This window comes from Paracoccus sp. (in: a-proteobacteria) (assembly GCF_032007265.1).
Taxonomy (GTDB): domain Bacteria; phylum Pseudomonadota; class Alphaproteobacteria; order Rhodobacterales; family Rhodobacteraceae; genus Paracoccus.
Window position 1 is genome coordinate 1 of the sequence record NZ_DALZMB010000036.1, and the last position, 25,374, is coordinate 25,374.

Sequence of the window (25,374 nt, forward strand, 5' to 3'; positions counted from 1 at the left end):
CACGCTACGAGAAAATTCTACTGCCGCATCCCCTTAACCAAGGGGAGGATTACCATTGAGGGCGCCGAGATCCCCATCTTTTGGGCTTAGGGTGGCGCGCGCTTATCCTTGGCGTCGGCGCGACGATGAGTTGCGGCTCGCGAACCAGGGACGTGCCCTTTTTGCAGACCTGCTGGCGCGCCCGGCCCATTGCGCCGTACAGGTGCGACCGAAGTCAGATCAGGAAGCCAGCGTCACAGCGCACTATTCTGGTCCAGACGTCAGTTGGGGACGAAAATCTCGACCCGGCGGTTCAGCTGTCGACCGGCAGGATTGTCCTTGCCATCAATTTCATTCGGCGCGACGGGATGGCTTTCGCCAAAGCCTTCCGCCTTCATCAGGGATGCAACCTCACGCTCTTTCAAAGCCGTTTCGACGGTGATGGCCCGGCGCTGAGAGAGGTCGAGATTGTAATCATCGCTACCCTTGGCATCAGTATGGCCAAGGATCTGAAGATGGGTCGGGGCGACTGTCGTAAATGCGGCGGCCAGTGCGTCGACGGTTTCGGCAGCGTCAGGGCGAAGGTCGGATTTGTCGAAGTCAAAAAGAATGCGATCCTCCAACGTGATCAGGTAGCCACAAGCCGTCGGAGGCAGCTGAAATTTCGTCAGCAACGGGAACTTGCCCGCTTTGGGGACGGGCGGCAGGGGGGCCATTTCGACATCCTGACCATCCAACATGCCCCTGCCATTACCGTCATTGATGATGACATGTTCGCCATTCCATAACCCGCTGCCGTCGCCATTGTTGACGACCTGGCCCAATGGACCGCTCCAGGTGCCGCTGCCGTCAGCCTCGATGGTAACATCGCCCATTTGGTCCGAGCTCAAGGTGCCGCCACCTCGGCCATCCAGCGTGATTTGCGCGTCCGGCCCATCATAGGTCCCCGAGCCATCTGCCTCGACGGTGATCTGTTCTCCCGGCTCGCCCTCGCGGCTAATCGTACCCGATCCGTCCGCTTCGACGGTGAATTGGGCGCCCCCTATATTGGCGACACCTGCGCCGCCCGGCTCGATGACATAGCTGCCCTTTTTGCCCAGATCTGCCGTGACCGCGTGATCGTCGCGCAAAACCATGCCAAGAGCCGAAATCAGGGCGCCTTGCGCATCACAACGGGCGGGCGCAACCCGAATGCCGTCAATCTCGGAAAGCTGATCGGCCAGCGCATCTTGAAAGCTTTGCTGCGCAGCTTCGGCCCCGACAAAGTCAGGAACCACAATCGCGGGGATCGGCGGCATTTCAGGCGCGTCTTGGGCATATGCGCTTTGCGCTATCAAAAACGTCGCAGAAAGCAGCAAGGCGCGGCGGCGCGATGTGGTGAAGAGGTGGCCTACAACCATTCGATGTCCTTGCGCGTGGTTCGTTCCAGGGATTTTGCAACCGCAGAAAAGCCCAGCTATGCGGCAGTTGAAAGTGGGTTTTCCATGGATAGGCAAAGACTGGCTGAGGGATTTTTACATGCGATTTTCAATCCAAAGCTGAAAAAGCTGCGCCCGAGCGCTTGGAAAACCGGGTAGGGAATGGTGTTTCTCGATCAAGCCCGCCGGTCGCAGGCAGGTTGCAGCGCATCGTTTGGTGGCGATCAGGCCAAGGCGTGACTTCGCAACGAAGACAGCAAAGTGTGTTTCGAGCTATGCATATGCGCGCGTGCGGCCCTCAGCGCGGCCGCTTCGTCGCGATCGCTTACCGCGCGGATCAGGCGGATATGTTCGCCAATCGCAGCAAGGTTTCGCTCTCGTTCATCCTTTTTATCCCATTGATAGTGATAGTGAAAAACAAGAGTGATTACCTTTTGAAATTCGGCGACAAAGCGATTACGCACGACACCGCCAATCACTGCGTGAAATCGCTCATCCAGTAGCGAAAAGTCATGAAATCGCGTGTCGATATCCGCTGCGAGGGCGTGATGTTCCTGTTCTAGCAACGCAAGCTGGGCCCAAATCGGATGGTTCGTCGGCAATACCACCAGTTGCGAGACCGCATTCAGCTCGAGCATCATGCGGAAATCTGACAATTCAACGGCAAAGTCGCGGGTAAAACCAACCAGCTCCCATCCGCCGCGCAGACGTCGACGCACCAGACCAAAGCGGCTGAGCGAGGCCAGAAACTCTTGCAAACTATGCGGCGGCACCCCGAACTTTCGGGCAAGCTCGGTCACGTTCAACGCCGTGCCCGGCGGAACGTCAAAGCGTAAGATCCAATCCAGAAACTGCTGCTCGAGCTCTTCGGCCGAGATCTGGTCAGACTGAACTGCCAAGCGATCTGATGCATTTGGCTTGCGCAAAAGGGTCTTTTCGCGACCTTGCCAGGTTAAGATCCCGGCAGTCTGCATCCGGCCCAGGACCGTGCGAACCACCGTGCGACTGACGTTCATATGGGCAGCCAAGGTGGTCTCGGCGGGCAGTTGATCGCCGGGCGACAGGGTGGCGCAGTAATCCAGTAGGCCGTTATAGGCCTGGCGAAAGCGTTCATCCGTACGTGCCAATCTTGCCCCCTTTTTGAGGCAGATTAGGGCCAAGGTTAATTGTGTACAATAATTAAAAACAGTTGACAGCGCAATCGAGCCTTCATCTATTGTATTGAATTATTTTATACCAATGCCAGAGGGGTCTCATGTCGGTTGCTGAAAATGGGCCGGGGGCGCGACGGATCGGGTTTGGGGTGAATGTCGATACGCTGCACAAACTGTCGGCACTGGCCACGCTGGCCATTCTTGTTGCCGTTTTTGGATTGGCCAATTCTGCCTTCTTCACGGTGAACAATGGCCTAACGGTCCTGCTGCAGACCTCGGTCATCGGCCTTTTGGGCATTGGCATGACCATGGTCATCATCACGGGCGGCATCGATCTTAGCGTGGGCTCGGTCTTGGCACTTTCTGGCACGGTTACGGGATTGATGGTGAAAGCGGGCTTTCCGGTGCCACTCGCAATGATGGCTGGGGTCGGGGTCGGGGCGCTATGCGGGCTGGCGAACGGGGTGATCATTACCAAGATGCGGATCACGCCCTTTGTCGCAACATTGGGTATGATGCTGATCGCGCGTGGAATTGCGTTGCAGCTGACAGGGGCCGCCCCGATTTCGCAGCTGGGCGAAGCCTTTGGTCGGCTGGGAAATGGCGCGCTGTTTCGGATGGTGGAAAAGCAGCCCAATGGCCTGTCCAAGGTGATTTTTCCCGGCATTCCCTATCCGGTGATCTTATTGGCCATCATGGCGCTGGCGGGGGCATATCTGCTGCGCCGCCGTGCGCTTGGTCGTCATATCTATGCGACCGGCTCGAACGAAGAGGCGGCAAGGCTTTCGGGGGTGAATGTCGATCGCACCAAGATTGCCGCCTATGTGATGTCGGGCGCTTTGGCAGGCCTTGCGGGCAATGTCTTGATGTCCCGGCTTGTCACTGCCCAGCCCAATGAAGGCGTGATGTACGAGCTGGACGCGATTGCGGCAGCCGTGATTGGCGGTGCCTCGCTGATGGGTGGGGTTGGCACCATTTCGGGCACCATGATCGGCGCCCTGATTATCGGCGTGCTGAGAAATGGCCTGAACATGGGCGGCGTATCGGCCTTTATCCAACAGATCATCATCGGCGTCGTCGTCATACTTGCGGTCTTTGTCGATCAAATGCGCAACCAAAAATAAGCGCAAACGACGCAGATCATAACTTCAACGGAGGAGAGATAGAGAGATGAAACTTACCCTGAAAGCTGCACTTGCCCTAACGGCCGTCTTATCGCTGCCCGCGGGTGCGATGGCGCAGGAAATCGCCGTTATCGTTAAGACGACGAACTCCAACTTTTGGCAAAACGTCAACAAAGGTGCCGCTGCTGCGGTCTCGGGCAGTGGCCATACCATCACCTTCGACGGTCCCGCCTCAGAGGCCGCGGTCGCAGATCAGGTGAATATGATGGATAATGCGGTCAACCGCGGCGTGGCGGGAATTGTCCTTGCACCATCTGACCCCGAGGCGCTGATCCCGGCGGTCAAGCGCGCCAATGAGGCGGGCATTCCCGTTGCCATTATCGATTCCGCTTTGGGTGAAACGGCTTCGGGCAGCTATCAGACCTTCCTGTCCACCGATAATTGCACCGCAGGAAAGCTGGCAGCAACCAAGATGATCGAGGCAACCGGGGGCGAGGGTAAGGTCGCCGTCATGTCCTATGTTGCGGGCGTTGGCTCGGAACTGGGGCGCGTTGGCTGCTTTGTCGAAGAAATCAAGGCAAACTCAAAGCTGGAGATCGTTGGGCCGTATTATTCCCAGTCACAGATGGCAACGGCATTGAACCAGACCACCGATGTCCTTGCGGCCCATCCCGACCTTAAGGGCATCTTCGGCGCGAATGAGCCAACGGCGGTCGGCATGGGGCGCGCGATCCAGCAGGCGGGCAAGGCCGGTCAGCTGGTGGCGATCGGCTTTGACGGCAACGAGGATTTGCAGGCTTTCGTAAAGGATGGCACTTTGGCCGGAACGCTGGTGCAAGGCTCGTTCCAGATGGGTGAGCTGGGGGTCAAGGCGGTGGCGGATATCATCGCGGCCAAAGCCATCGAGCCGCAAATCGATACGGGCGTGGTCTTTGTGACCAAAGACAATATCGACAGCGATGAAGCCAAGAACGTCCTTTATTAACGCAAAAGATTGCCCGGACGTTTGGCTGTTTCGTCCGGGCCTTTCAGGAATGATGAAGGGCATCTTATGACATCCCCCCTTGTGGAAATGATCGGGATCAGCAAGCATTTTGGCGGCGTCCATGCGGTCAATGACGTATCGCTGGACCTTTATCCCGGCGAGGTGGTCGGGGTTTTGGGCCATAATGGTGCGGGGAAATCCTGTCTGATGCGGATCTTGTCGGGGGCGATGGCGCCCAGCTCGGGCGAGATCCACCTTGGTGGACAAAGGGTCGAAATCGCATCTCCTCAGGACGCGCGCGGTCTGGGGATCGAGACGATCTATCAGACACTTGCGCTTGCCGATCACCTGGATGCACCGGCAAATCTGTTTCTAGGCCGCGAATTGCGCAGCCGCTGGGGCAATCTCGATGATCGCAAGATGCTGGAGGAAGCCCGCAAGGTTCTGGCGCGGCTCAATCCGAACTTTCGCAATCTGGGCGATCCGGTGTCACGGCTTTCGGGTGGTCAACGTCAGGTCATCGCCATTGCCCGCGCCATCTATTTCAACGTGAAATGCCTGATCATGGACGAGCCCACAGCCGCACTTGGACCAGCCGAGACGGCCATGGTCGGCGAATTGGTTCGACAGTTGCGGCGCGAGGGGGTGGGCATATTCCTGATCAGCCATGATATGCACGATGTTTTCGATCTTTGTGACCGCGTGGTCGTCATGAACCGGGGGAAAAATGTCGGTGCCTATCGCATTGAAGACGTATCAAAAGACGATGTGCTCAGCCTGATCATCAAGGGCGCATTGCCCGATGGCTGGACGCCGCGCAACAAGGAAAGAATGCAATGACCTTTACGCAAAATGGTGCGCAACCACAAACCACCATGCTGACCGGCACCTGCGTCGAACCGGGCCGGTTCGAGCTGCGCCCGGCCAGCGTACCGCAAAGCGCGCCCGAGGGCTGGGCGCTGGTCGACATTACTGCCGTCGGCCTTTGCGGCACGGATTATCATATCCTTGCGGGTAAACATCCCTATCTGGAATATCCGCGCGTCATCGGTCACGAGCTTTCCGGTCGTCTGGTTGCCCCGGTGGCGGGGATGGCGGCGGGGGCTCTGGTTGTCATCAATCCCTATCTGTCTTGTGGCACTTGCCGGGCCTGCCAGCGCGGCAAGCCCAATTGCTGCACGCGCATCGAAGTGTTGGGCGTGCATCGTGACGGCGGCCTGTGCGGTCGTATCGCGGTTCCGGTACAGAACCTTTATCCGGCGCAGGGCCTGACCGAGATCGAGGCCGCGATGGTCGAGTTTTTGGCCATCGGTGCCCATGCCGTGGCACGTTCGGACATTCAGGCGGGGGACCGTGTTCTGGTGACAGGGGCCGGGCCGATCGGCATTGGCACCGCCCTTTTTGCAAGGCTCGAAGGTGCCGAGGTTCACCTTTTGGATCTAAGCCCACGCCGCTTGGAAATGGCAGGACAGAAGTTTGGCTTTCACCACCTTCATGGCAGTGCAGCTGCGGCACTAAAGGGCGATCTGGCTGATGGCTATGACGTGATTTTCGACGCGACCGGCTCTGCCCCTGCAATCGAGGCGGGATTTCCGCTTTTGGCGCATGGATCGACCTATGTCCTGGTCAGCGTCGTCAAGGATCGCATCAGTTTCGAGGATGCTGAGTTTCACAAAAGGGAAACCCGCATTATTGGCAGCCGAAATGCGCTGAAAAAAGATTTCGAGCGTGTGATGGCCGCGATGCATGACAAAAAGATCGACACGGCTGCTTTGCTGTCGGCAGAGCTGACACTTGCGCAATTGGAAGGTCGATTTGCGGCGCTTGCTGCTGACCGCGAGGATCTGATCAAAGCAGTGGTCAGGCCGTGATGGCTTGGTACTGATTGTCGCTGGTGGAAAAGGCTGGGCTTTCTTCACCGCCGACTCGGAAACAGGCCATAACGCCGCTCGCTTGCCACGCGCATTGCACGCCGCAAGCGGGTGGCGAAGCAGGGGATTTTCACCTTCCTCGCTGCATTGCTGGCAAAAAATACCTTTGCGGCGCGCTGATGCCCGCCGGTCCGACTTGGTGATTTCGGGACAAGATCATCTGCCTTTTGGGCAAGATTTAGGGATGAAAGACGTCAGTTTCCGGCGCAAATGATACGTTCGGCACTGATCTTGCCAAGTGCGTCGAAGTGTGGGTTTCGCGGGGCATTGGCATCGGTCACGATATGGTCGGGCTCGACCGCCGTGGCATAGGACACCCGCCCCCTTCGCCCCAGTTTCGAGCTATCGGCCAGCAAAATCCGCCGCTCGGCCCGTGCAAACATCGCGCGGGCAATCTCGGCCTCTTCCAGAACCATACTGGTCGCCCCGTCCGCGGCGGTTAGCCCAAAGGGCGAAGAAAAGGCCACATCGGCACGAATGCTGGCGATCGTGGCCAGGGTGGTCATGCCATGGGTCGAAGCCGGTTCATTGACAAAATCGCCGCCCAGCAGGATCACGCGATTGCGCCTTGCGCGGGACGAAGCCGTGCCAAGATGTGCTGCAACATCAATGGAATTGGTAAAGACCAAAAGGCCGCTAAGCCCGGCAAGTTGCTCGGACAGGCAGACGGTGGTGCTGCCCGCATCGATCAGCAGGGTCTGGCCGGGGCTGACAAGCGGCAGACAGGCCTCGGCAATGGCACGTTTTTCGCGCAGGTTCTGGTGGCTGCGCTCGGGGTAGGGTGCCTCATCCTCGACGTGAATGGGGATGATGCCGCCATGGATGCGGCGCAAGATGCCCGCTTCTTCCAATTCTTTCAGGTCCCGCCGCACCGTCTCGCGCGAGACGCCAAGTTCGGTGACGATCCGGTCGACGCCGACCTGACCAAAGGTGGCCAGAAGTGCGCGGATGCGTTGATGCCGTTCGGCCTGCCACATGATTGCCTCTTAGCTCGCAACCAGTGCCAGGGCTTCGCGGTGCAATTCGGGCGTCGCTGCCGCAATGACCTGCTCGCCCGAATTCAGGCTAAGCGGTCGGCCCTGCCAATCGGTGATCACGCCGCCTGCCTCGTGAATGACCGGGCTGAGTGCCAGAAAATCATAGGGTTGCAGCCTGCTTTCCACCACCAGATCGACGTGCCCAGACGCCAACATCCCATAGGCATAGCAATCACCGCCAAAGCGCTGCACCAGCGTATTGTCACGAAATGCCTCATAGGTGGGGCGTTCGCTGGCGTCGAAATAATCAGGCGAGGTCGTATAAAACCGCGCTTGGGCAAGGGATTTGCATGTGCTGGTGCGTGCTGCGGATTTGGCGCCATTTCTGTCGTGAAACCACGACCCACCACGATGATAGGCGACCCAAGTTTCACCAAGCGCGGGCATATGCAAAACCCCCAGCTTTGGCTGACCGCCCTCGGTCAGCGCCAAAAGAGTGCCCCAGATCGGCCAGCCGGTGATAAAGCTGCGCGTGCCATCGATCGGATCAACGACCCATGTCGGCGCGTCCTGGCCACCTTCGGCGCCGTATTCCTCGCCGAGAATCGCATGATCAGGAAAGGTCTCGCGCAGCCTTTCCCGCAGCAGGCTTTCCACAGCGCGGTCGATTTCTGTGACCGGGCTCAGATCGCTTTTGATGTCGACGGCCACTGCATGACGAAAGCCATTCATGCCGACTTTGCCGGCCTCTAGGGCTAATTTATAAGCAAAAACAGCTATTTCGTCCAATGGCTGACGGATTTCTGCGGGGGATGTGACCATGATACAGACATCTCCTGATGCGGATAGGGGCGGTTGCAAAAACCTTAATATGACACAAAACCTTAGATTGCCACATCGTCAAGCCTGCGCTACCGTTTCTTCAAAAAGAAAATCAGCCAACACCAATGCCAACAGGAGATGCGTCATGCGGAATACCCTTTCCCTTCTCGCGGGCCTTGCCCTCAGCGCGGCAGCGCTGCCTGCGCTTGCCGGCGAGATTACGGTTTACTCGGCCCTCGAAGAGGATGAGATCGCGGCCTATCTGGAACGTGCGGCCCAAGATATGCCCGAGGTCAAGATCAACTTGTTGCGCCTGTCCACGGGCGATCTGGGCGCGCGTCTGATCGCGGAATCGGGCAATCCGCAGGCCGATGTTGTCTGGGGCTTTGCCGTCACCAATATGCTTAACCCCGCGATCTATGATCAGCTTGAGCCCTATAAGGCCAAAGGCGAGGATGCCCTGGCCGAGCCTTTTCGCGACAAAGAGGGCCGCTGGTTCGCGCCAACGGGCTATGTCGGCGCCTTTTGCGTGAACACCGAGCGGCTGGCCCAGCTGGGTGCCCCGGTTCCGACCTCTTGGGCGGATCTCAAGAACCCTGCCTATAAGGGCGAGGTGGTGATGCCGGACCCGTCATCCTCGGGGACGGGCTATCTTCAGATCGCGGCCATCTTGCAAGGTGCAGGTGACGAGGCGGGCTGGCAGATGATCAAGGATATTGATCCCAATATGGCTCAATATACCACCTCGGGATCGCGCCCCTGCCGCATGGCGCAGGCCGGAGAATTCGCGATCGGTGCCTCGCTGTCCTATGTCGCCATGCAGGCCATCGACGAGGGCTATCCCGTCAAAATGGTGATCCCATCGGATTACGCGGGCTATGAGCTTGAGGCGAATGGCCTGATGAAAACCACCAAAAACCCCGATGATGCCAAGCGTTTTCTGGACTGGACCCTTAGCCCCGGTGCGGCCGAGGCCTATGCCGCGCGCAAGGATCTGGTGACGATCCCGGGCGTGCCACGCTCGCCTCAGGCCGAAAAGGCCGGATTGCCGCAGGATTTCTCGGCTGTGCTCTTCCCCATGAACTTCGCGGCCTCGGGCGAGGCGCGTGACGCGATCATCGCCAAATGGCGCGAAAGCGTCGGTCGCTGATCAGATGGAACGGGGCGGGCTATGTCTCGCCCCATCCTGCAGGCGGCCTGCCGCCATGGTGTTGTCGGGATGCGAGTGAGGCAAGATGACCCTGAACATTCAAGGGCTTTCCAAGTTCTACGGAAACTATAAAGCGCTCGAGGATATTAACCTTTCGATCGGTGAGAATGAATTCGTCTGCCTGCTTGGTCCTTCGGGCTGCGGCAAGACCACGCTTTTGCGCGTCATCGCCGGGCTTGAAAGTTTTGAAGCGGGTCAGATGACGCTGAGGGGCCAAGATCTGTCACAGATCGGCGCGCGCGATCGCGGCTTTGGGATCGTTTTTCAGTCCTACTCGCTTTTCCCCCATATGACGGTTGCGCAGAATATCGGCTATGGGCTGAAGTTGCGCAAAAGGCCCGCGGCCGAAATTTCTGCTCGGGTCGAGGAATTGCTGGCGCTGGTCAAGCTCGAGGAATTTGCCGGGCGTCTGCCCTGGCAGCTTTCGGGCGGACAACAGCAGCGCGTTGCCATCGCGCGGGCCTTGGCGGTTGAGCCCGCGCTTTTGCTGCTAGATGAGCCGCTATCGGCGCTGGATGCGCGGGTCCGAGCCGGTCTGCGCAGCGAAATCCGCCAGATGCAAAAACGCCTTGGCATTCCCACCATCATGGTGACCCATGATCAGGAAGAGGCGCTGACCATGGCCGATAAGGTGGTGTGTATGAGCGCGGGCCGGGTCGAGCAGATCGGCAGCCCGGTTGAAATCTACGCGCGCCCCGCCACACGTTTCGTCGCGGATTTCGTTGGCAGCTCGACCTTGCTGGATGCAGGCCGCGCAGCAAGCCTTGGCGTTGTTGCGCCGCAAGGTGCCGATGGCCGCCTGTTTGCGCTGCGTCCCGAAGATGTCCAGATCCAGCCCGATGAAACCGCCACGGCGCATGTGCGCGCGATCACGTTTCTGGGGAATGTCAGCCGTGTCGAAGTCGACTGGCAAGGCCAGAGCATTCTGGTCGAAACGCATCGCTTGCCCGAATTTGCCGAAGGCGCTGCCGTGCGCCTGTCTGTCATGCCGGGGGCCGGCGTCTGGGTCGCGCCATGAGGTCGGCCGATCTCAAGCGCGTCTCGCGCGGATTGGATGCGCCGATTGAAGAGCGTATTTTTCAGCGTGTCGTTCTTTTGGTGCCGCTGGCCGGATTGGCGCTGTTTTTCCTTTACCCGCTGGCCATCGTCGTCTGGCGCAGTTTTCAGCAGCGCGATGGGGCAATTGGTCTAGGAAACTACCGCGAGATCCTGTCGCTCAAACATCTTTGGACGGTTGTGGGCAATTCGCTGATCATGAGCGGGCTGACGGCACTGATCTGCGTGGGGCTGGGCCTGGTCATGGCCCTTGCGCTGAGCCGCACAAAAATTCCACTCAGGTGGCTGGTGTCCTTGGCCCTGATCCTGCCTTTGCTTGCGCCGTCGCTGGTTCAGGCGCTTGGGCTGATCTTCATGTTTGGCCGCAATGGTCTGGTGACCTACCTCAGCGGGATTCAGATGCAGATCTATGGCCTGCCTGGTCTGGTGATTGCCAATTCGATGTATGCGCTGCCGCAGGCCGTCATGATCTTGTCGGTGGCCTTGCGCCATGCTGATCGGCGCCAATATGACGCCGCGCTGGTTCTTGGGGCGTCGCCCTGGCGACGGTTCGTGGATATCACGCTGCCATCCTTGCGCTTTGGTATCCTTAGCGCGGCATTCGTCTGCTTTACCGTCACGATCACCGATTTCGGCAATGCCGCGGTCATTGGCGGCAATTACCGGGTCTTGGCCTCCGAGATCTATGCGCAGGTCGTTGGTCAGATGAATTTCAACATGGGCGCAGTGGTGGGGATCTTGCTGCTGATCCCGACGCTGCTTGCCTTCTACCTGGAAAAGGTTGCCGCGCAGCGCCATGGCAGTTCAGACGGCGCCATTCCGGTCGAGCCAGATCGTTGGCTTGCGCGGGATGTGCCTTTATGGGGCGTAACCTATTTAACCGCGCTGTTCTTGATCGCGATTGTGGCCATTGTCGTTTTCGCAAGCTTTGTTCAGCTGTGGCCGTATAAAATGAGCCTGACGTTGAAGAACTATAATATCACCACGCAAGGTGGCTATGGGCCGCTTTGGACCTCGCTTTATGCTGCGGTGATCACCGCAAGTTTTGGCACGGTGATGCTGTTTTCACTGGTCCTGGCACAGCGAAAAATGCCCCGAGCCTCGGCGCGGCTGGTCTATCTTCTTGCCATCGTGCCGGTGGGCGTGCCCGGATTGGTGTTGGGGCTGTCTTATGTGCTGTCGTTCAACGTGCGCCCGGCATTTCCCGGCATTCTTTATGGCTCGGCGCTGCTGATCGCATTTTGCAACTTCTATCACTATCACTCGCAGGGGTTTCTGACGATGGTGACGGGCATCAGATCCGTTCCCAAACCGCTTGAGGAAACCGTCACGACGATTGGCGGGGGAACTTGGGCCACGCTGCGTGATGCGATTTTTCCGATCATGGTGCCGACGCTGATCTCGGTCTTTTTTTTCCTGTTCATGCGGGCCATGGTCACGCTGTCGGCGGTGATTTTTCTGATCACGCCGAAACTCAGCGTCGCTGCGGTGTCGGTGATGCGGCTGGATCAGGCAGGGGCCTCGACCCAAGCGGCAGCATTTTCGGTGCTGATCATGATCAGCGTTTTGCTTGCGATGGGGTTGATGCGTCTGCTGCTGCGGTTGCAACAAGGCCTGTCCTTGCGTCAAAACGCGGGACCCTAAGGGCATTGCCGCCGCTGCCCGGAAGTTGGCACGCCAAGGGCCGTGCCAGCGCTGCTTTGGTGAAGGGCTGGCACGACATTGAGCATTAGGGCCGGTGGCAGAAACGGCCCCTCAACTTGGCGTTGCGGGGGTTAAGTGTTGGCCTCAAGTGCGACCAGATGACCATCGCCAATATCGGTCAGCTGTAACCTTTGAGGGCCGGCGCCGACGGGCCAGACCGGGCTGGGGATTTCACCGCTCAGCCTTGGGCTGGGTTCGCGAATGCGCGTGGGGTCGGGCACGGGCACGGCTGCCAAAAGGCGTTGCGTATAGGGATGCTGAGGATTGCTGAAAAGCTGGGCACGGCTGCCCATTTCAACGATCTGGCCCAGATACATCACCGCCACACGATCCGTGATATTTTCAACCACCGCCATATCATGGCTGATGAACGAATAGGTCACGCCGGTCTCGCGCTGCAAATCGCGCAAAAGATCCAAGACTCGCGCCTGGATCGAGACATCCAGCGCCGCCACGCTTTCATCACAGACAATCAACTTGGGCTTCAGCGCCAATGCGCGGGCAATGCAGATCCGTTGGCGCTGACCACCTGAAAACTGATGGGGATAGCGATGATAGGAACTTGCGGGCAGATCCACGCGCTCGAGCAGCTCGCGCACGCGCGCGCGCTGATCGTCAGCCGAGCCGATGCCATGGATGACCAAAGGCTCTCGGATCAATTCGCCCACTGTCATGCGGGCATCCAGCGCGGCCATCGGATCTTGAAACACGATCTGCAAATCTCGGCGCATGGCTTTGCGGCCCTTGCTGTCAAGTTCCGCCATGGCCTGACCATTGATCCGGATTTGACCGCTATGGGGAACCAGTCCGACCAATGCCTTGGCCATGGTCGATTTGCCGCAACCAGATTCCCCGACCAACGACAGAGTTTCACCCCGGAAAATCTCGAGCGAGACCTTTTCGACCGCGTGAACCTTGGCACCGACCCGACCCAGTAAACCCTGACGGATCGGGAAATGGACAGATACCTCGTCATAGCGCACCAAAAGATCGCGCTTGGGCGCCTGTGGGCGGGGCGCGCCATGCCCGATGCGCGGCACCGCCGCCAACAGCTCGCGGGTATAGGCTTCGCGCGGCGCGGCAAAAAGGTCTGCAACAGGGGCGGTCTCGACGACGCTTCCCTTACGCATGACAATGACGCGGTCTGCCATTTCCGCGACAACGCCCATGTCATGGGTGATAAGAATAACCGCCGTGCCCAGTTCGCGTTGCAGATCGCGCAACAGGTCAAGAACCTCGCGCTGAACCGTGACATCCAGCGCCGTCGTCGGCTCATCGGCGATCAGCACATCAGGGCGAAGCGCAATCGCCATGGCGATCATCACACGCTGACGCATGCCGCCCGACAGCTCATGCGGATATTGCTCTAGCCGCTTTTCGGGCTGAGACAGCCGGACCGCGCGCAAAGCATCCAGCGCGCGTGTGCGCGCCTGGCGGATGGGCATCGGATCATGGGTGCGAATGGCCTCGGTCAATTGTCGGCCGATGGTCATGACCGGGTTAAGCGCGGTCATCGGCTCTTGAAAGATCATCGCGATGCGGGCACCGCGCAAGGGCTTCATCTGCGCCTCGCTTAGCCGCGTCAGATCGGTCCCTCCCAGATTGACCGAGCCGCCGGTGATGCGCACCGCAGGTTCGGGCAGCAGCCGCATACAGGCCAAAGAGGTGATGGATTTGCCCGAGCCGCTTTCCCCAGCGATTGCCAGCGTCTCGCCACGATGAAGATCAAAGCTGAGCCCATGCACAAGCGTGATCAGCCCGGTCTCGGATCTGGCCGAGACTTGCAGGTCGCGCACCGACAAAACGGGCGCGCCGTCGGGGGCGGGGGTCGGCAGGGGGGATAGCGGCTCGGACATGCTCATTCGAAGACGGCCCTTGGGAAATAGAAGCTGACAACGACATTGGGCATGTCGACGATTTCCGAAATGCGCAGATCACCACAGGTCGAGACCAGCATATAGGCATCAACCGGGTTCAGCTTTTGGGTCGCGCACAAAAGATCGACCATATTCGCCACCGCGTCGGTTGCAGCGGCCCATAGATCGGGGCCGATCCCAGTCGTGACCTCATAGCCCTTGGCGTCCAGATGGCGGGTAACCGGGCCGGGCGTGGTAAAGCGCGGCGTCTTAAGCGGTTGGTCCTTGATCAGGTCCAAGGTCAGCACAACGTCAAACGGGCTTTCGATTGCAGTGCCGCAAACCTCGCCATCGCCCTGTGCGGCATGGGTGTCACCCACCGAGAACAGCGCGCCATCAACCTCGACCGGCAGATAAAGCGTGGTTCCGGCAGCCAGATCGCGAATGTCCAGATTGCCACCAACCCGGCGCGGGGGCACGACTGAATGATGCCCTGCCGCGGCAGGAGCATTGCCGATCGTTCCCGCAAAAGGCTTGAGCGGCACGCGCCCATGCTGACCGAATAGTGCGGGCTCCATGCTGGAGGCATCGAATTTCCACACCGTCAGCGCAGGATCTTTGAACTGATCCGCCAGCAGGCCAAAGCCCGGAATATTGGCGGTCCAGCCAAAGCCCGCGCCCTCGCGCAGCTGGGGGGTAAAGCTGTCGATGGTGACCTTCAAGACATCACCGGGCTTGGCGCCATCGACATAAATCGGACCCGAAACCGGGTTGATCTTGCCGAAATCAAGCGCCCCGACATCCTCGACGGTCGAGCGGGGGCCAAGTTGGCCCCCGGAACTGTCAAGGCATTGAAACAAGATCGTCTCGCCCGGCGTCGCTGTCAGCGCGGGCGCAAAGGAATTGTCCCAGCCGAAGTGATGCTGATGGGCGTGAATTGTATGGTTGCAATGCTTGCACATGGCGAAAGATCACTCCTTGATGAAGACGTAGTCGTAGTTGACCGGGATCGAGACCGGATCGACATAAAGCGCGTCATCGCCGCCCATACGCGCGGATTTCAGGGTAAAGCGCTGCTCGTTAAAGACCGGCGCCCAAGGAGCATCCTGCATCACGCCCATGTAGATTTCGGACCACTTGGCCAACCGCTCGTCTGCCTTGGCGGGATCGACGATGGAATCGGCCTCGACGGCCTTGGCATCCAGATCCTTGTTGCAGTATTTGGACCAGTTCCAGCCACCCTCGACCGCACCGCCGCAACCCAGGATCGGGCCGTAGAAGTTGGCCGGATCCGGGAAATCGGCAATCCAGGCCATGCCGCCCGACCAGATCATGGGTGCGGTTCCTGCGCCGCCTGCTTCGATCACATTGGCCTGTGCCAGCGATTTGATCGCCGCATTGATGCCGATTGCCTTAAGGTCTTGCTGGATCGCCTGAGCGATGCGCGGGTTCGGGTCGGTGTTCATCACGAAGAGCTCGGTCTCGAATCCGTCGCCGTGGCCCGCTTCGGCCAGCAATTTCTTGGCGCCTTCCTGATCGAACGGATACCCCGCGTAATCCTTGGTATAGCCCGGCATCGTCGGGGGCAAAGGTTGGTTGGCGGGGATCGCACGGCCATTGATGACCTGAATGATGCGGTCCTTATTGATGGCCATATTGACGGCGCGGCGCACCTCGACCTTGTCGAAGGGCGGCTGGGTCACGTTCATCGTGATATAGCCGGTGTGCAGCTGCCCGCCCTCGACGACCTGTTTGGCCTGCTCGGGGTCGGACATGACTTCGACGAATTTCGCCGGCGGAATGCCGTCGCCGGGAATGTCGATCTCGCCCTTTTGCGCGCGCAACAGCGCCACGACCGGCTCTTGCCCAACTTCGACCGTGAAGCTGTCGAGATAGGGGACACCCTCGATCCAGTAGTCAGCGTTCTTTTCAAAGACGAGGCGCTGGCCAAGCGTCCATTCCGCCAATTTGAACGCGCCCGTGCCGACGGGCTTTTTGCCGAAATCCGCGCCTGCTGCCTCGACCGCCTCTTTGGGGACGACGTAAGAGAAGTTCAGCGCCATGATATGCAAGAAAGTCGCATCGGGGCGCGACAGCTTAAAGACGACGGTCGAGCCATCGGGCGCGCTTAGGCCTGACAGCGGACCTTTGCCGGCGGCGGCATCGTCAAAGCCCTCGATCATCCCGAAAAAGCCCTGACCGGGGGATTGGGTTGCCGGATCAACCGCGCGATTGATCGAATAGACCACATCCTCGGCGGTCATCTCGCGGCCATTGTGGAATTTGATGCCCGGACGCAGCTTGAAGGTATAGCTGAGCCCATCACCGGAAATCTGATAGCTTTCCGCAAGGCCGGGGCGCAGCTCGGTCGTGCCGGGGACATAATCCATCAACCCGTCAAACACCGATTTGATCATTGACCAGTTTTGCCAGTCATAGCCGATGGCCGGATCAAGGGTTGCGACATCATCCTTATAGGTCAGGATCATATTGCCGCCGTGGCGCGGCTCTTGGGCCTGGGCCACGCCCATCTGGGGCAGGGCGAGGATCGCGGCCAGAGCCGTTGAAAGAACCAGTTTCTTCATTCTTCTACACTCCTGTTGAGACGTTTTTTCATTGAAGTTTGATACGGGGATCGATCAGCGGCGCCACCAGATCCGCCAGCAGGTTGCCAATGACGATGGCAACTGCCGAGACGATGGTGACGCCCATGATGATGGGAATGTCGACGCGCTGAATGGCCTGCCATGCAAGCTGGCCGATGCCAGGCCAGCCAAAGACGCTTTCGACCACGACGATGCCGGACATGAACATGCCGATGTCGATCCCGATCATGGCGATGATCGGCAAGATCGCATTGGGCAGGGCATGGCCCAAAATGATGCGCCAGCGCCCCAAACCCTTGGCGCGGGCGGTGCGGATGAAATCGGCGCGCATCACATCCAGCATCGACGAGCGCATGATACGCGAATACCAGCCCGACCCCAGAATCCCGAGGGTCAATGCGGGCAAAACCAGATGCGCAAAGGTGCCGTAGCCGCCGATCGGGAACCAGCCCAGTTTGACCGCAAAGACGTAAAGCAGCAAAAGCGCCACCACGAATTGCGGCGCCGAAACGGTCACAAAGCTGCCAAGCATCAAGATATTGTCTAGCGCGCGACCCCGGTAAAGGGCGGCAATTACGCCTAGGGTCAGCCCGATGGCCAGCTCGCAGAAAATCGCCGCGACCATCAGCTGAAGCGTGGCAGGTAGCCGCGAGACCAGCAGCGCCGAGACTTCGGTTTTTTGCAAATAGGACCGGCCCAGATCCCCATGCAGCAGGTTCCACAGATAATGGCCGTATTGGACGAAAAACGGCTGATCAAGGCCAAGCTGGCGGCGGATGCTTTCGACGGTTTCAGGCGTGGCCGAGCGACCGGCGATCTGCCTCACGGGGTCGGCAGGCAAGACATAAAGCAGCACGAAGGTGATGAAAGACACCCCCAGCAGGATCAATGCAGATTGGATCAGGCGGCGCAGAAAATAGGACAGCATCAGTCGCGCCCCTGCTGGGTAGGGTCAAGAATGTCGCGCAGCGCATCTCCGACCAGGTTGAAGGCAAGCGCCAGCAGCAAGATTGCCGCGCCGGGGATAAAGACCAGCCAGGGTGCCGACTGGAAATAGGTCTGGTTCTCGAAGATGATATTGCCCCAGGACGGCGTCGGAGGCTGAACGCCCACACCCAGAAATGACAAGGTCGCCTCAAGAAGGACCGTCGTGGAAATGCCCAATGTGGCCCAGACGATCAGCGTGGGGACAAGATGGGGCAGAATATGGCGAAAGAGTGTGCGCAGATGCCCCGCGCCAAGGGTTTTTCCCGCCGCGATAAAGTCACGCTCGGCCAGGGACGAGGTCTGGGTAAAGACCACTCGGGCGGTTTGCACCCAGTTTACGAAAGCGATGACCATAGCCACGATCCACAGCGAAGGCGTGAAAATCGCCGCAAGGCAAATCGCCAGAAGGAGCGCGGGAAAGGCCATCATCAGATCGGTAAAGCGCATCAGCACCGCACCGATAGGGCCGCGAAAATAACCTGCGGTGACACCGATCAGCGTGCCAATCACCAGCGCCGCGCCATTGGCGACGATGCCGATCACCAAAGAGGTTCGCGCACCATAAAGCAGGCGTGAGAACAGATCGCGCCCCAAAAGATCGGTGCCAAACCAATAGGTTGCACCCGGTGCCAAGGGCGCCCCTTCGATGGTCAGCCCATCAAAGAATTGCTCATTGGGATCGAATGGTGCGATCAGGGGCGCAAAAATTGCGCCACCGATACAGATCACCATAATGACCAGCCCAACAAGTGCCAGCTTGCGCCCCAAAAGCCGCCGGATGGCAGAAGGGCCGTTGCTTGGCACGGTCTGAGGCTCAGGCAAGGTCGATGCGTTTGCCGTCATTCGCGGTTCTTTCATTGGCATGGCTTGAGACCAGCCGTTCGGCAGCCGTCTCGATGGTGACACGCCAGGCCATCGCGGTCTGGCGCAAAAGTTCATAGGCTTCGGCTTCGGTCTTGCCGCGCAGCACGAAAATCATGACGGCTTGCACGACCGTCTGACGGGCCGAAAGGCGGTTCTCAAGATCTGCGATCAGCGCCGCAGAGGCGTTGGCGCGGTCGAAATTGCTGCGCGCCACCAGCAAAGCGGCATAGACCCCTTTGTCGCTGACGGGCTTTAGCAACAGCGCATGTGCGCCCATGGTCAGCACCCATTTCAGACGGCCCGGCGCCTCGGATGCGACCATGGCGATCATGGGCATAGGCGATTTTCCGGCCGCCCAGGGGAATTGGGCGTCATGACCTGCATCGGCATCGTAAAAGATGAAATCGGCTGCAATCGCTTCGGCAGGAAGGTCGGGCCATGCTTCACGCACCTCGAGTCCGATCACGCGAAGCTGGCGGATCAGCCCCTGAACGGCGGGGTGCGGGCGATGCAGGATCCATGCGGTTGCATTGCCAAGGTTTTCAGTGCGCACGCGCATCAAGACACCACCTTTAGCGAGACGCCCGCGCGCGGGCTATCGCGCCGGGTCAGAAAGGGATCGGCCTCGCGCTCGGGCAAGTGCTTGATCTCGTTGAAGCGGCCGGATTGCAGCCGGGCGATCACGACGGGCTGGCGCGCGTGGAAATGTTCGGGGTGAAGCCGGGGCTTGATCGCATCATGACGTGCAAGTGCCAGCAGTTCGGCCAAAGGCAGTGCCTCGGCGCCGGGCCGGGCATGCAGAAGGCGCGCCAGCTGATGAACCGATTGCCGCGCCATTTCCGCAAAAGATCCGCGTTGCCCTGATTGGGGCTCAAACCACGGGCCTGCCGAGATCAGCCCCTCGGCTGCATCGCCCGCCAAGGCCAGCTCGCTTTCGGTGAAGTTGCAAGACAGCACCGGCGTCTCGGCCTCGGGGCCAGCGCAAGCACGCAGGCGCCTTAAGAAGGCGTAAGAGCTTTCCCCAATCAGTGAGTTCAGGATGAAGCTGGGCTTGAGCGCCTTGATTTCATGCAAGATATGGTCAAGCCCGGTGTCGCCTACCGCCAGATAGCGATCACCAAGAATTTCGCCCCCTGATGCCGTGACTTCGGCGCGGGCAATCTGGGCCATTTCCCAGCCCCAGATGTAGTTTGAACCCACCAGATAGGCGCGGCGGCCCAAAGCGGGCAGGGCCCATTCCAACAGCGGCAGCAAATGCTGGTTGGGGCAGGAATGGGTATAGGCAACATGCTCGGATGCCTCGAACCCCTCATAGGGTGCCGAATACCACAAGACACCGCCTGAACGCTCTAATTCAGGGATAACTTCCTTGCGGCTGGCCGAAGTGACGCAGCCAAAAATATGATGAACGCCGCCTTGGCCCAGAATGTCGCGGCAAAGCGGCGCATATCGATCCAACCGCCCTTCGGGATCACGTTCGATGGTGCGCAAGCCAAGATCATAGGCGGGGTCAGCATTGACCTCGGCCACGCCTTGCAAAGCGCCCGCGCGGCTGGTCTGCGACAAAGCGGCATAGGCCCCGCTTTGCGATTGCAGAATTCCAATGTCGACGATCCGTTTCATGCGGTCCCAGAACGTAAAAAAGCCCCAGCACGATCGTGGAGTACACAGATCGTTGCGGGGGCCCTGATGCCAATATTTGAAGGAATGCTAACCGATATTGAATCGGAATGGAAGATCATTAGTCTGAATCGTGGTCAGAGTGCCATCCATGTCGCAAAGACCACATAATGCGCAATATATTGTCGCAGATGTTGTGGGGGCGGATTGTCGGCGCGAGATGGTCTGGCCAGGCTTAACGCAGCTTTCCCGGCAGGGGCCTTGCCGCGCTGATCGCCGTCTGGAGGTGCAAGAATGCCGTCTTGGCGCAGGTTTTTGGGAGCAAACCCTTGCTCAGCATCAATCCCGCCGGAAGGCGGCACGGCTGACACGGGTGTAGCTGCCCGTGCACCTGTGACGCCTTGATAGGGTCAGATCGGCTGTCGCTTGCGGGATGCATAAGCGCCAGCTGATCTGAAAGGCCCCCAAGCGACGGTGCGATGGGGGCCGGATTTTTCTATCCTTGAACCGCGTGGGGTCAATCTCAATGCCAAGGGTCAGGTTGGCGCGGCCTTGCGCTCATCGCCATGGTCGTGCTGGCAGCAAGCTGTGCTGGCGCGCGTTCTTGCGCCAGCACAGGGGTCGTTACATGAAGTTGCGCGGGATGGTCCGTTCAAAGCTGCGCTCAGAGACGATTTCGTCCCCTTCCCAAGCGGTCACTTTGGCACGCAAGATCCAATCGGTCGCGCTGCATTCCATCCAGGCTTCGGACAAGGTGCGCACGGCCCAATCACCGCGCTGCATCTGAATGGTCCAACGGCAATGGCCCCGCATCGAGAGGGGATCACCAAGGGTGATCGACCAGACCTCGTCGCGGACCTCGCCATGGATCATGCCAATGCCGGGAACTTCGGTCAGGCCGCTATCATCGTGAATATGGTATTCGGTGCGGCCAGTGCCCAGATCGCGGATAACGCGCCGCGAGGTGTCGCCTTTGCTGTGCTCAAGATATTTCGGCAAAGGATCGGGGTTTTCCGGCTCGGGCAGCTGCACCTCCGCGCATTGCCCCAAAAGCGGCAGATCCAATTTGACACTGTCCAGATCGATATTCACGCCGGGATCGCTGGGTGGGGGCAGGATGGTGGGCCAATAAGAGGTGCCAAGCGCAAGGCGCAGGCAGTGACCGGGGCGCAGGTGATAGCCGCAGGCATCCAAGGTCAGCGTGACCTCGACCATTTTGCCTTGCGGCATGGCGCTTGGGCTTTCATTGCTTTCGCGATGGGCAAGGTTCAGCACACCATAGCAGATCCGCGTTGCGGTGCCGTCGGGGTGAATATCGACAAGACGCGCCACGATATTGGCCCAATCCGCCTCACAAGACAGGCGCAGCGTGACCTTGGCGCGACCAAGCAGATCGATTGGCTGTGACAGCGGCGCAGTCTGCATGACCAGTGCGCCTGCATCATCGCCGCGCTGATCCTGGGGCAGCTCTGCATCGGGTTTCAGCGTGAACCACTCGCCCGCCGCAGTGCCACTGTCCAGCGGGCTGCGCAGAAAGACGGTCTTGCCGGACTGCGCACCGCTTGGCTGTGGGGCCTGCGTCAGCTGTGGGCCGTAAAGCGTCAGCAGTTCAGGCTCGGACCAGCGCTCTTTGGCGATCCAGCGCCCGGCATCATGCTCGCGGCGCAGGGCGGGGCGGATCGCGTCAAGGATATAGGCGCGAACCTGTGGCAGATCTTCCGCGCCGTTTTCTTCATTGCGCAACCAGCGGTTCCACCATCTGATGGCCTCGGCGTGAAAATCGGCACGCGGCTTGGGCCAGGCGAAATGCGGATATTTATGCACCCATGGCCCGATGATCGCCTTGGATTTCGCGCCCATCCCCGCCACCGCCTTGAGGGGGGTGTTGCGATAGCCATCCGCCCAGCCCGCAATGACCAGAGAGGGGATCTCGACCGCGTCAAAATCTTCGCAGATCGAGCCGTGCTTCCAGAATGCATCGCGGCATTGATGCGCCAGCCATTCCTCCATGAAATAGGGCTCGTCGCGCAGCCGCTCTAGCCACATCTCGCGCCAATTTGCACCGACCAGTTCAGGGTCCGGACAGCGTGACTGATAGGCCAGCATCGTGGCCGCCCATGAAAGCTGGGCCGACAGGTGGCAGCCATCCTTATAATGGATGTCATCATTATAGCGGTCCACGGTCGATGCGATCGAGATGACCGCCTTCAAAGCGGGCGGACGCAGGGCTGCGACTTGCAGGCAGTTGAACCCGCCCCATGAGATCCCCATCATCCCCACGCTGCCATTCGACCAGGGCTGCTGCGCGATCCAGCCAATGATTTCTGCGGCATTGGCCAATTCCAACGGGGAATATTCGCCATCGATGACCCCGTCGGATTCACCAGAGCCGCGAATATCGACCCTGATACCTGCGATGCCGGCAGCAGCGAAAACCGGATAGGTGGAATCGTCGCGCGCCTCGGTGCCGGTCTGTTTGCGGTAGGGCAGAAATTCCAGAACGGCAGGGACCGGATCGGCCTCGGCCCCTTTAGGCATCCAGATCCTTGCAGCCAAACGGGTGCCGTCGGCAAGCGTGATCCAATGGTTGTCGATTACAGAAAAGTCGCAGCTCATGTCATTCTCGCATTGGGGATCAGTTGTCGGCGCTGGTCATGCGCCGTTCAGTCAGGGCCGTTTCCAGCCAGCCCTGTTTCATCTCGGGCACCGATTTCAGCAGAAGATCGGTGTAATCGTCAAAGGGCGGGGACATGACCTCGGATTTGGGGCCGTAGCGCTGCAGCCGACCCTTGTACATCACCGCCACACTGTCAGCGATGGCGCGGACGATGTGAATGTCATGGGTGATGAACATGTAGGAAATCTGCGTTTCACGTTGCAGCCGCAACAGCAGGCGCAAGATCCCATCCGCGACCAGCGGGTCCAGCGCCGAGGTCGGTTCATCGCATAAAATCAGATCTGGTTTTGCAGCCAAGGCGCGCGCAATCGCCACGCGCTGTTTCTGTCCACCCGACAGTTCGGCTGGATAGCGATCAGCAAAGCCCTTGCCCATCTCGATCTGTTCCAGCAACTCGGCCACGCGCGCGCGTCGTGCTGCACCGGTCAGGCCGAAGTAAAAGCTTAACGGGCGGGCGATGATCTGGGCCACAGTTTGGCGCGGGTTCATCGCCGTATCCGCCATCTGATAGATCAGCTGGATGCGGCGTCGCGCCTCTTTGTCGCGGCCCTTCAGCATTGGCGACAAGGGCTTTGCGTCAAATTCCACGGTGCCCTGTGACGGGGGCAAAAGCCCGGTGATCACCCGCGCCAGCGTCGATTTGCCCGAGCCAGATTCACCGACCACCGCCAGGGTCTGACCGCGGGGGATGTGCAAAGAGATGTCATCCAGCACCTTCATACCGCTGCCATAGCCTGCATGAATATTGCGCAACCGTAAAAGAGCGCCGGATTGATCTTTTGCCTCGGGCCGCTCAAGCGCGCCCACATTCAACAGCGCGCGGGTATAGTCCATCTTTGGCGCCTCGATGATCTGGCGCGTGGTGCCATGCTCGACCATCTCGCCATGGCGTAGCACCATGATTTCATCGGCGATCTGCGCGACGACGGCCAGGTCATGCGTGATATAGATGGCCGCGGTTCCCGTCTCTTCGATGGCGCGTTTGATCGCGGCAAGGACGTCAAGCTGTGTGGTCACGTCCAAGGCTGTCGTCGGCTCGTCAAAGACGATCAGATCGGGGCGCGGGCAGAGGGCCATGGCCGTCATCGCGCGCTGCAATTGACCGCCCGAGACCTGATGCGGATAGCGATCGCCGAAATGTTGGGGATCGGGCAGGCCAAGCGTTTCAAACAATTGTCGCGCCCTTGCCTGAGCCTCGTCGCGCGACATCAGCCCGTGCAGCAGGCTGGCCTCGGTGATCTGATGCATCAGCGTATGGGCAGGGTTAAAGGCCGCCGCCGCCGATTGGGCCACATAACAGACCCGGCGCCCACGCAGATCTCTGATGCCGCGCGCGGAAAGGGCCAAAAGATCCTGATCGTCCAGCAGGACTTTGCCGCCCGATATCCGAACGCCCGAGCGTCCATGCCCCAGCGCCGCAAGGCCGATGGTGGATTTGCCCGCGCCGGATTCGCCGATCAGGCCCAGCACGCGCCCCTTGGTCAGATCGAAATCGATGCCTTTGACGATCTCGACCTCATGTGCGGGGGCATCTGGGGGATAGGTCCGCGCCGAGATGCGCAGATCGCGCACCTGCAATAGATCGCTCATCCGCGGCCTCCTTTCAGGCTGGAGGTGCGCTTGAGAAGCCAATCCACCACCAGATTGACACAAATTGCCAGCGTCGCGATGGCCACACCCGGAATAAGTGCCGCGCCCACACCGAAAATGATCCCATCCTTATTATCTTTGACCATTCCGCCCCAATCCGCAGTCGGCGGCTGAATTCCCAGGCCCAGAAAGGACAGGGTCGACAAAAACAGGACGGCGAAAGCAAAGCGCAGCCCGAATTCCGCCAGCAGGGGCGATAATGTATTGGGCAAGATCTCGCGGAAAACGATATGGGCGGTGCTTTCGCCACGCAGTTGCGCCGCCTCGACGAATTCCATGACCGCCACGTCAAGCGCCACTGCGCGACCAAGGCGAAACACTCGTGTCGAATCCAGAACGGCCATGACCGTGATCAAGACCCACAGGTTTTGGGGCAGGGACGCCAGCACGACCAAAGCAAAGATCAATGTGGGAATGGCCATCATCAGATCATTGAAGCGCGATAAGATGCTGTCGATCAGCCCGCGATTGACGGCCGCGACAAAGCTTAACGCGATGCCGATCGCAAAGGATAAGACCGAAGCCGCCAGCGCCACGAACAGCGTGGTGCGTGCGCCATAGATCAGGCGCGAGGCTAAATCGCGGCCCAGATTGTCGGTCCCCAGCACAAAGTCCCCACCCATTGGGGCCCAGACCTCTCCGACGATTGCGCTTTCCCCATAGGGCGCGATCCAGGGCGCAAACAAAGCGCAGGTCAGCACCAATAGGATGCCTGCAATGCCCACCCATGCGGAAAAGGGGATAGATCGCAGTT

The 25,374-nt window shown here is 59.6% G+C and carries 21 protein-coding genes; 7 read left to right on the top strand and 14 right to left on the bottom strand.

Annotation, left to right across the window (positions count from 1 at the left end; translation table 11 throughout):
* Nucleotides 1-260: 260 nt before the first annotated feature.
* Entirely contained in the window at nt 261-1,379 is a 1,119-nt protein-coding gene (locus RTS12_RS09575) for an OmpA family protein (RefSeq protein ID WP_312527868.1), read from the bottom strand.
* Between the two features lie 242 nt (nt 1,380-1,621).
* Nucleotides 1,622-2,524: a GntR family transcriptional regulator gene (locus RTS12_RS09580; RefSeq protein ID WP_312527870.1), complete on the bottom strand. Its 903-nt coding sequence runs from the start codon at nt 2,522-2,524 to the stop codon at nt 1,622-1,624.
* Nucleotides 2,525-2,652: 128 nt separating this feature from the next.
* On the opposite strand from RTS12_RS09580, the gene RTS12_RS09585 reads away from it, so the two are divergent.
* The 4 genes from RTS12_RS09585 to RTS12_RS09600 all read left to right on the top strand — a co-directional run bounded on the left by RTS12_RS09585 (nt 2,653) and on the right by RTS12_RS09600 (nt 6,531).
* Nucleotides 2,653-3,675: an ABC transporter permease gene (locus RTS12_RS09585; protein WP_312527873.1), complete on the top strand. Its 1,023-nt coding sequence runs from the start codon at nt 2,653-2,655 to the stop codon at nt 3,673-3,675.
* Nucleotides 3,676-3,721: 46 nt separating this feature from the next.
* A complete protein-coding gene (locus tag RTS12_RS09590) occupies nt 3,722-4,660 on the top strand; it encodes an ABC transporter substrate-binding protein (RefSeq protein WP_312527875.1) in 939 nt (312 codons plus the stop codon).
* Between the two features lie 66 nt (nt 4,661-4,726).
* Complete coding sequence (locus RTS12_RS09595) at nt 4,727-5,500, top strand: ATP-binding cassette domain-containing protein (protein WP_312527877.1); 774 nt, start codon at nt 4,727-4,729, stop codon at nt 5,498-5,500.
* Complete coding sequence (locus tag RTS12_RS09600; RefSeq protein WP_312527880.1) at nt 5,497-6,531, top strand: zinc-binding alcohol dehydrogenase family protein; 1,035 nt, start codon at nt 5,497-5,499, stop codon at nt 6,529-6,531. Before RTS12_RS09595 ends, RTS12_RS09600 begins: the two co-directional genes overlap by 4 nt.
* 254 nt (nt 6,532-6,785) lie before the next feature.
* Here the strand turns inward: RTS12_RS09600 and RTS12_RS09605 are convergent, their stop codons facing one another.
* A complete protein-coding gene (locus tag RTS12_RS09605; RefSeq protein WP_312527883.1) occupies nt 6,786-7,568 on the bottom strand; it encodes a DeoR/GlpR family DNA-binding transcription regulator in 783 nt (260 codons plus the stop codon).
* A 9-nt stretch (nt 7,569-7,577) separates the two neighbouring features.
* Nucleotides 7,578-8,390 carry a histidinol-phosphatase gene (gene hisN, locus RTS12_RS09610; RefSeq protein ID WP_312527886.1) on the bottom strand — a complete coding sequence of 271 codons (813 nt, stop codon included), beginning with the start codon at nt 8,388-8,390 and terminating at the stop codon, nt 7,578-7,580.
* A gap of 145 nt (nt 8,391-8,535) precedes the next feature.
* Between hisN and RTS12_RS09615 the strand changes: the two genes are divergently transcribed.
* The 3 genes from RTS12_RS09615 (at nt 8,536) to RTS12_RS09625 (ending at nt 12,300) form a co-directional block, all read left to right on the top strand.
* The gene (locus RTS12_RS09615; RefSeq protein ID WP_312527888.1) at nt 8,536-9,540 is read left to right on the top strand and encodes an ABC transporter substrate-binding protein; all 1,005 of its coding nucleotides are present in this window, start codon (nt 8,536-8,538) and stop codon (nt 9,538-9,540) included.
* Between the two features lie 85 nt (nt 9,541-9,625).
* The gene (locus RTS12_RS09620) at nt 9,626-10,618 is read left to right on the top strand and encodes an ABC transporter ATP-binding protein (protein WP_312527891.1); all 993 of its coding nucleotides are present in this window, start codon (nt 9,626-9,628) and stop codon (nt 10,616-10,618) included.
* On the top strand, nt 10,615-12,300 hold the full coding sequence (locus RTS12_RS09625) for an ABC transporter permease subunit (protein ID WP_312527893.1): 1,686 nt from the start codon (nt 10,615-10,617) through the stop codon (nt 12,298-12,300). The genes RTS12_RS09620 and RTS12_RS09625 overlap by 4 nt, the downstream gene beginning before the upstream one ends.
* 131 nt (nt 12,301-12,431) lie before the next feature.
* Here the strand turns inward: RTS12_RS09625 and RTS12_RS09630 are convergent, their stop codons facing one another.
* From RTS12_RS09630 to RTS12_RS09675, 10 genes are all read right to left on the bottom strand, one after another.
* The gene (locus RTS12_RS09630) at nt 12,432-14,222 is read right to left on the bottom strand and encodes an ABC transporter ATP-binding protein (protein WP_312527896.1); all 1,791 of its coding nucleotides are present in this window, start codon (nt 14,220-14,222) and stop codon (nt 12,432-12,434) included.
* A complete protein-coding gene (locus RTS12_RS09635; protein ID WP_312527898.1) occupies nt 14,219-15,178 on the bottom strand; it encodes an acetamidase/formamidase family protein in 960 nt (319 codons plus the stop codon). The genes RTS12_RS09630 and RTS12_RS09635 overlap by 4 nt, the downstream gene beginning before the upstream one ends.
* 9 nt (nt 15,179-15,187) lie before the next feature.
* Nucleotides 15,188-16,801, bottom strand: a complete 1,614-nt coding sequence (locus RTS12_RS09640; protein ID WP_312527901.1) for an ABC transporter substrate-binding protein — start codon at nt 16,799-16,801, stop codon at nt 15,188-15,190.
* Between the two features lie 28 nt (nt 16,802-16,829).
* Nucleotides 16,830-17,750: an ABC transporter permease gene (locus tag RTS12_RS09645; RefSeq protein WP_312527904.1), complete on the bottom strand. Its 921-nt coding sequence runs from the start codon at nt 17,748-17,750 to the stop codon at nt 16,830-16,832.
* Nucleotides 17,750-18,652, bottom strand: coding sequence for an ABC transporter permease (locus RTS12_RS09650; protein WP_312527906.1), 903 nt, complete (start codon nt 18,650-18,652; stop codon nt 17,750-17,752). Before RTS12_RS09650 ends, RTS12_RS09645 begins: the two co-directional genes overlap by 1 nt.
* Entirely contained in the window at nt 18,624-19,232 is a 609-nt protein-coding gene (locus RTS12_RS09655) for an ANTAR domain-containing response regulator (protein WP_312527908.1), read from the bottom strand. The genes RTS12_RS09650 and RTS12_RS09655 overlap by 29 nt, the downstream gene beginning before the upstream one ends.
* Nucleotides 19,232-20,296, bottom strand: coding sequence for a transporter substrate-binding protein (locus tag RTS12_RS09660; protein WP_312527910.1), 1,065 nt, complete (start codon nt 20,294-20,296; stop codon nt 19,232-19,234). Before RTS12_RS09660 ends, RTS12_RS09655 begins: the two co-directional genes overlap by 1 nt.
* A gap of 621 nt (nt 20,297-20,917) precedes the next feature.
* Nucleotides 20,918-22,909, bottom strand: a complete 1,992-nt coding sequence (locus tag RTS12_RS09665; RefSeq protein WP_312527912.1) for a CocE/NonD family hydrolase — start codon at nt 22,907-22,909, stop codon at nt 20,918-20,920.
* Between the two features lie 19 nt (nt 22,910-22,928).
* The gene (locus tag RTS12_RS09670; protein ID WP_312527914.1) at nt 22,929-24,560 is read right to left on the bottom strand and encodes an ABC transporter ATP-binding protein; all 1,632 of its coding nucleotides are present in this window, start codon (nt 24,558-24,560) and stop codon (nt 22,929-22,931) included.
* Entirely contained in the window at nt 24,557-25,372 is an 816-nt protein-coding gene (locus RTS12_RS09675; RefSeq protein ID WP_312527930.1) for an ABC transporter permease, read from the bottom strand. Before RTS12_RS09675 ends, RTS12_RS09670 begins: the two co-directional genes overlap by 4 nt.
* Nucleotides 25,373-25,374 lie beyond the last annotated feature (2 nt).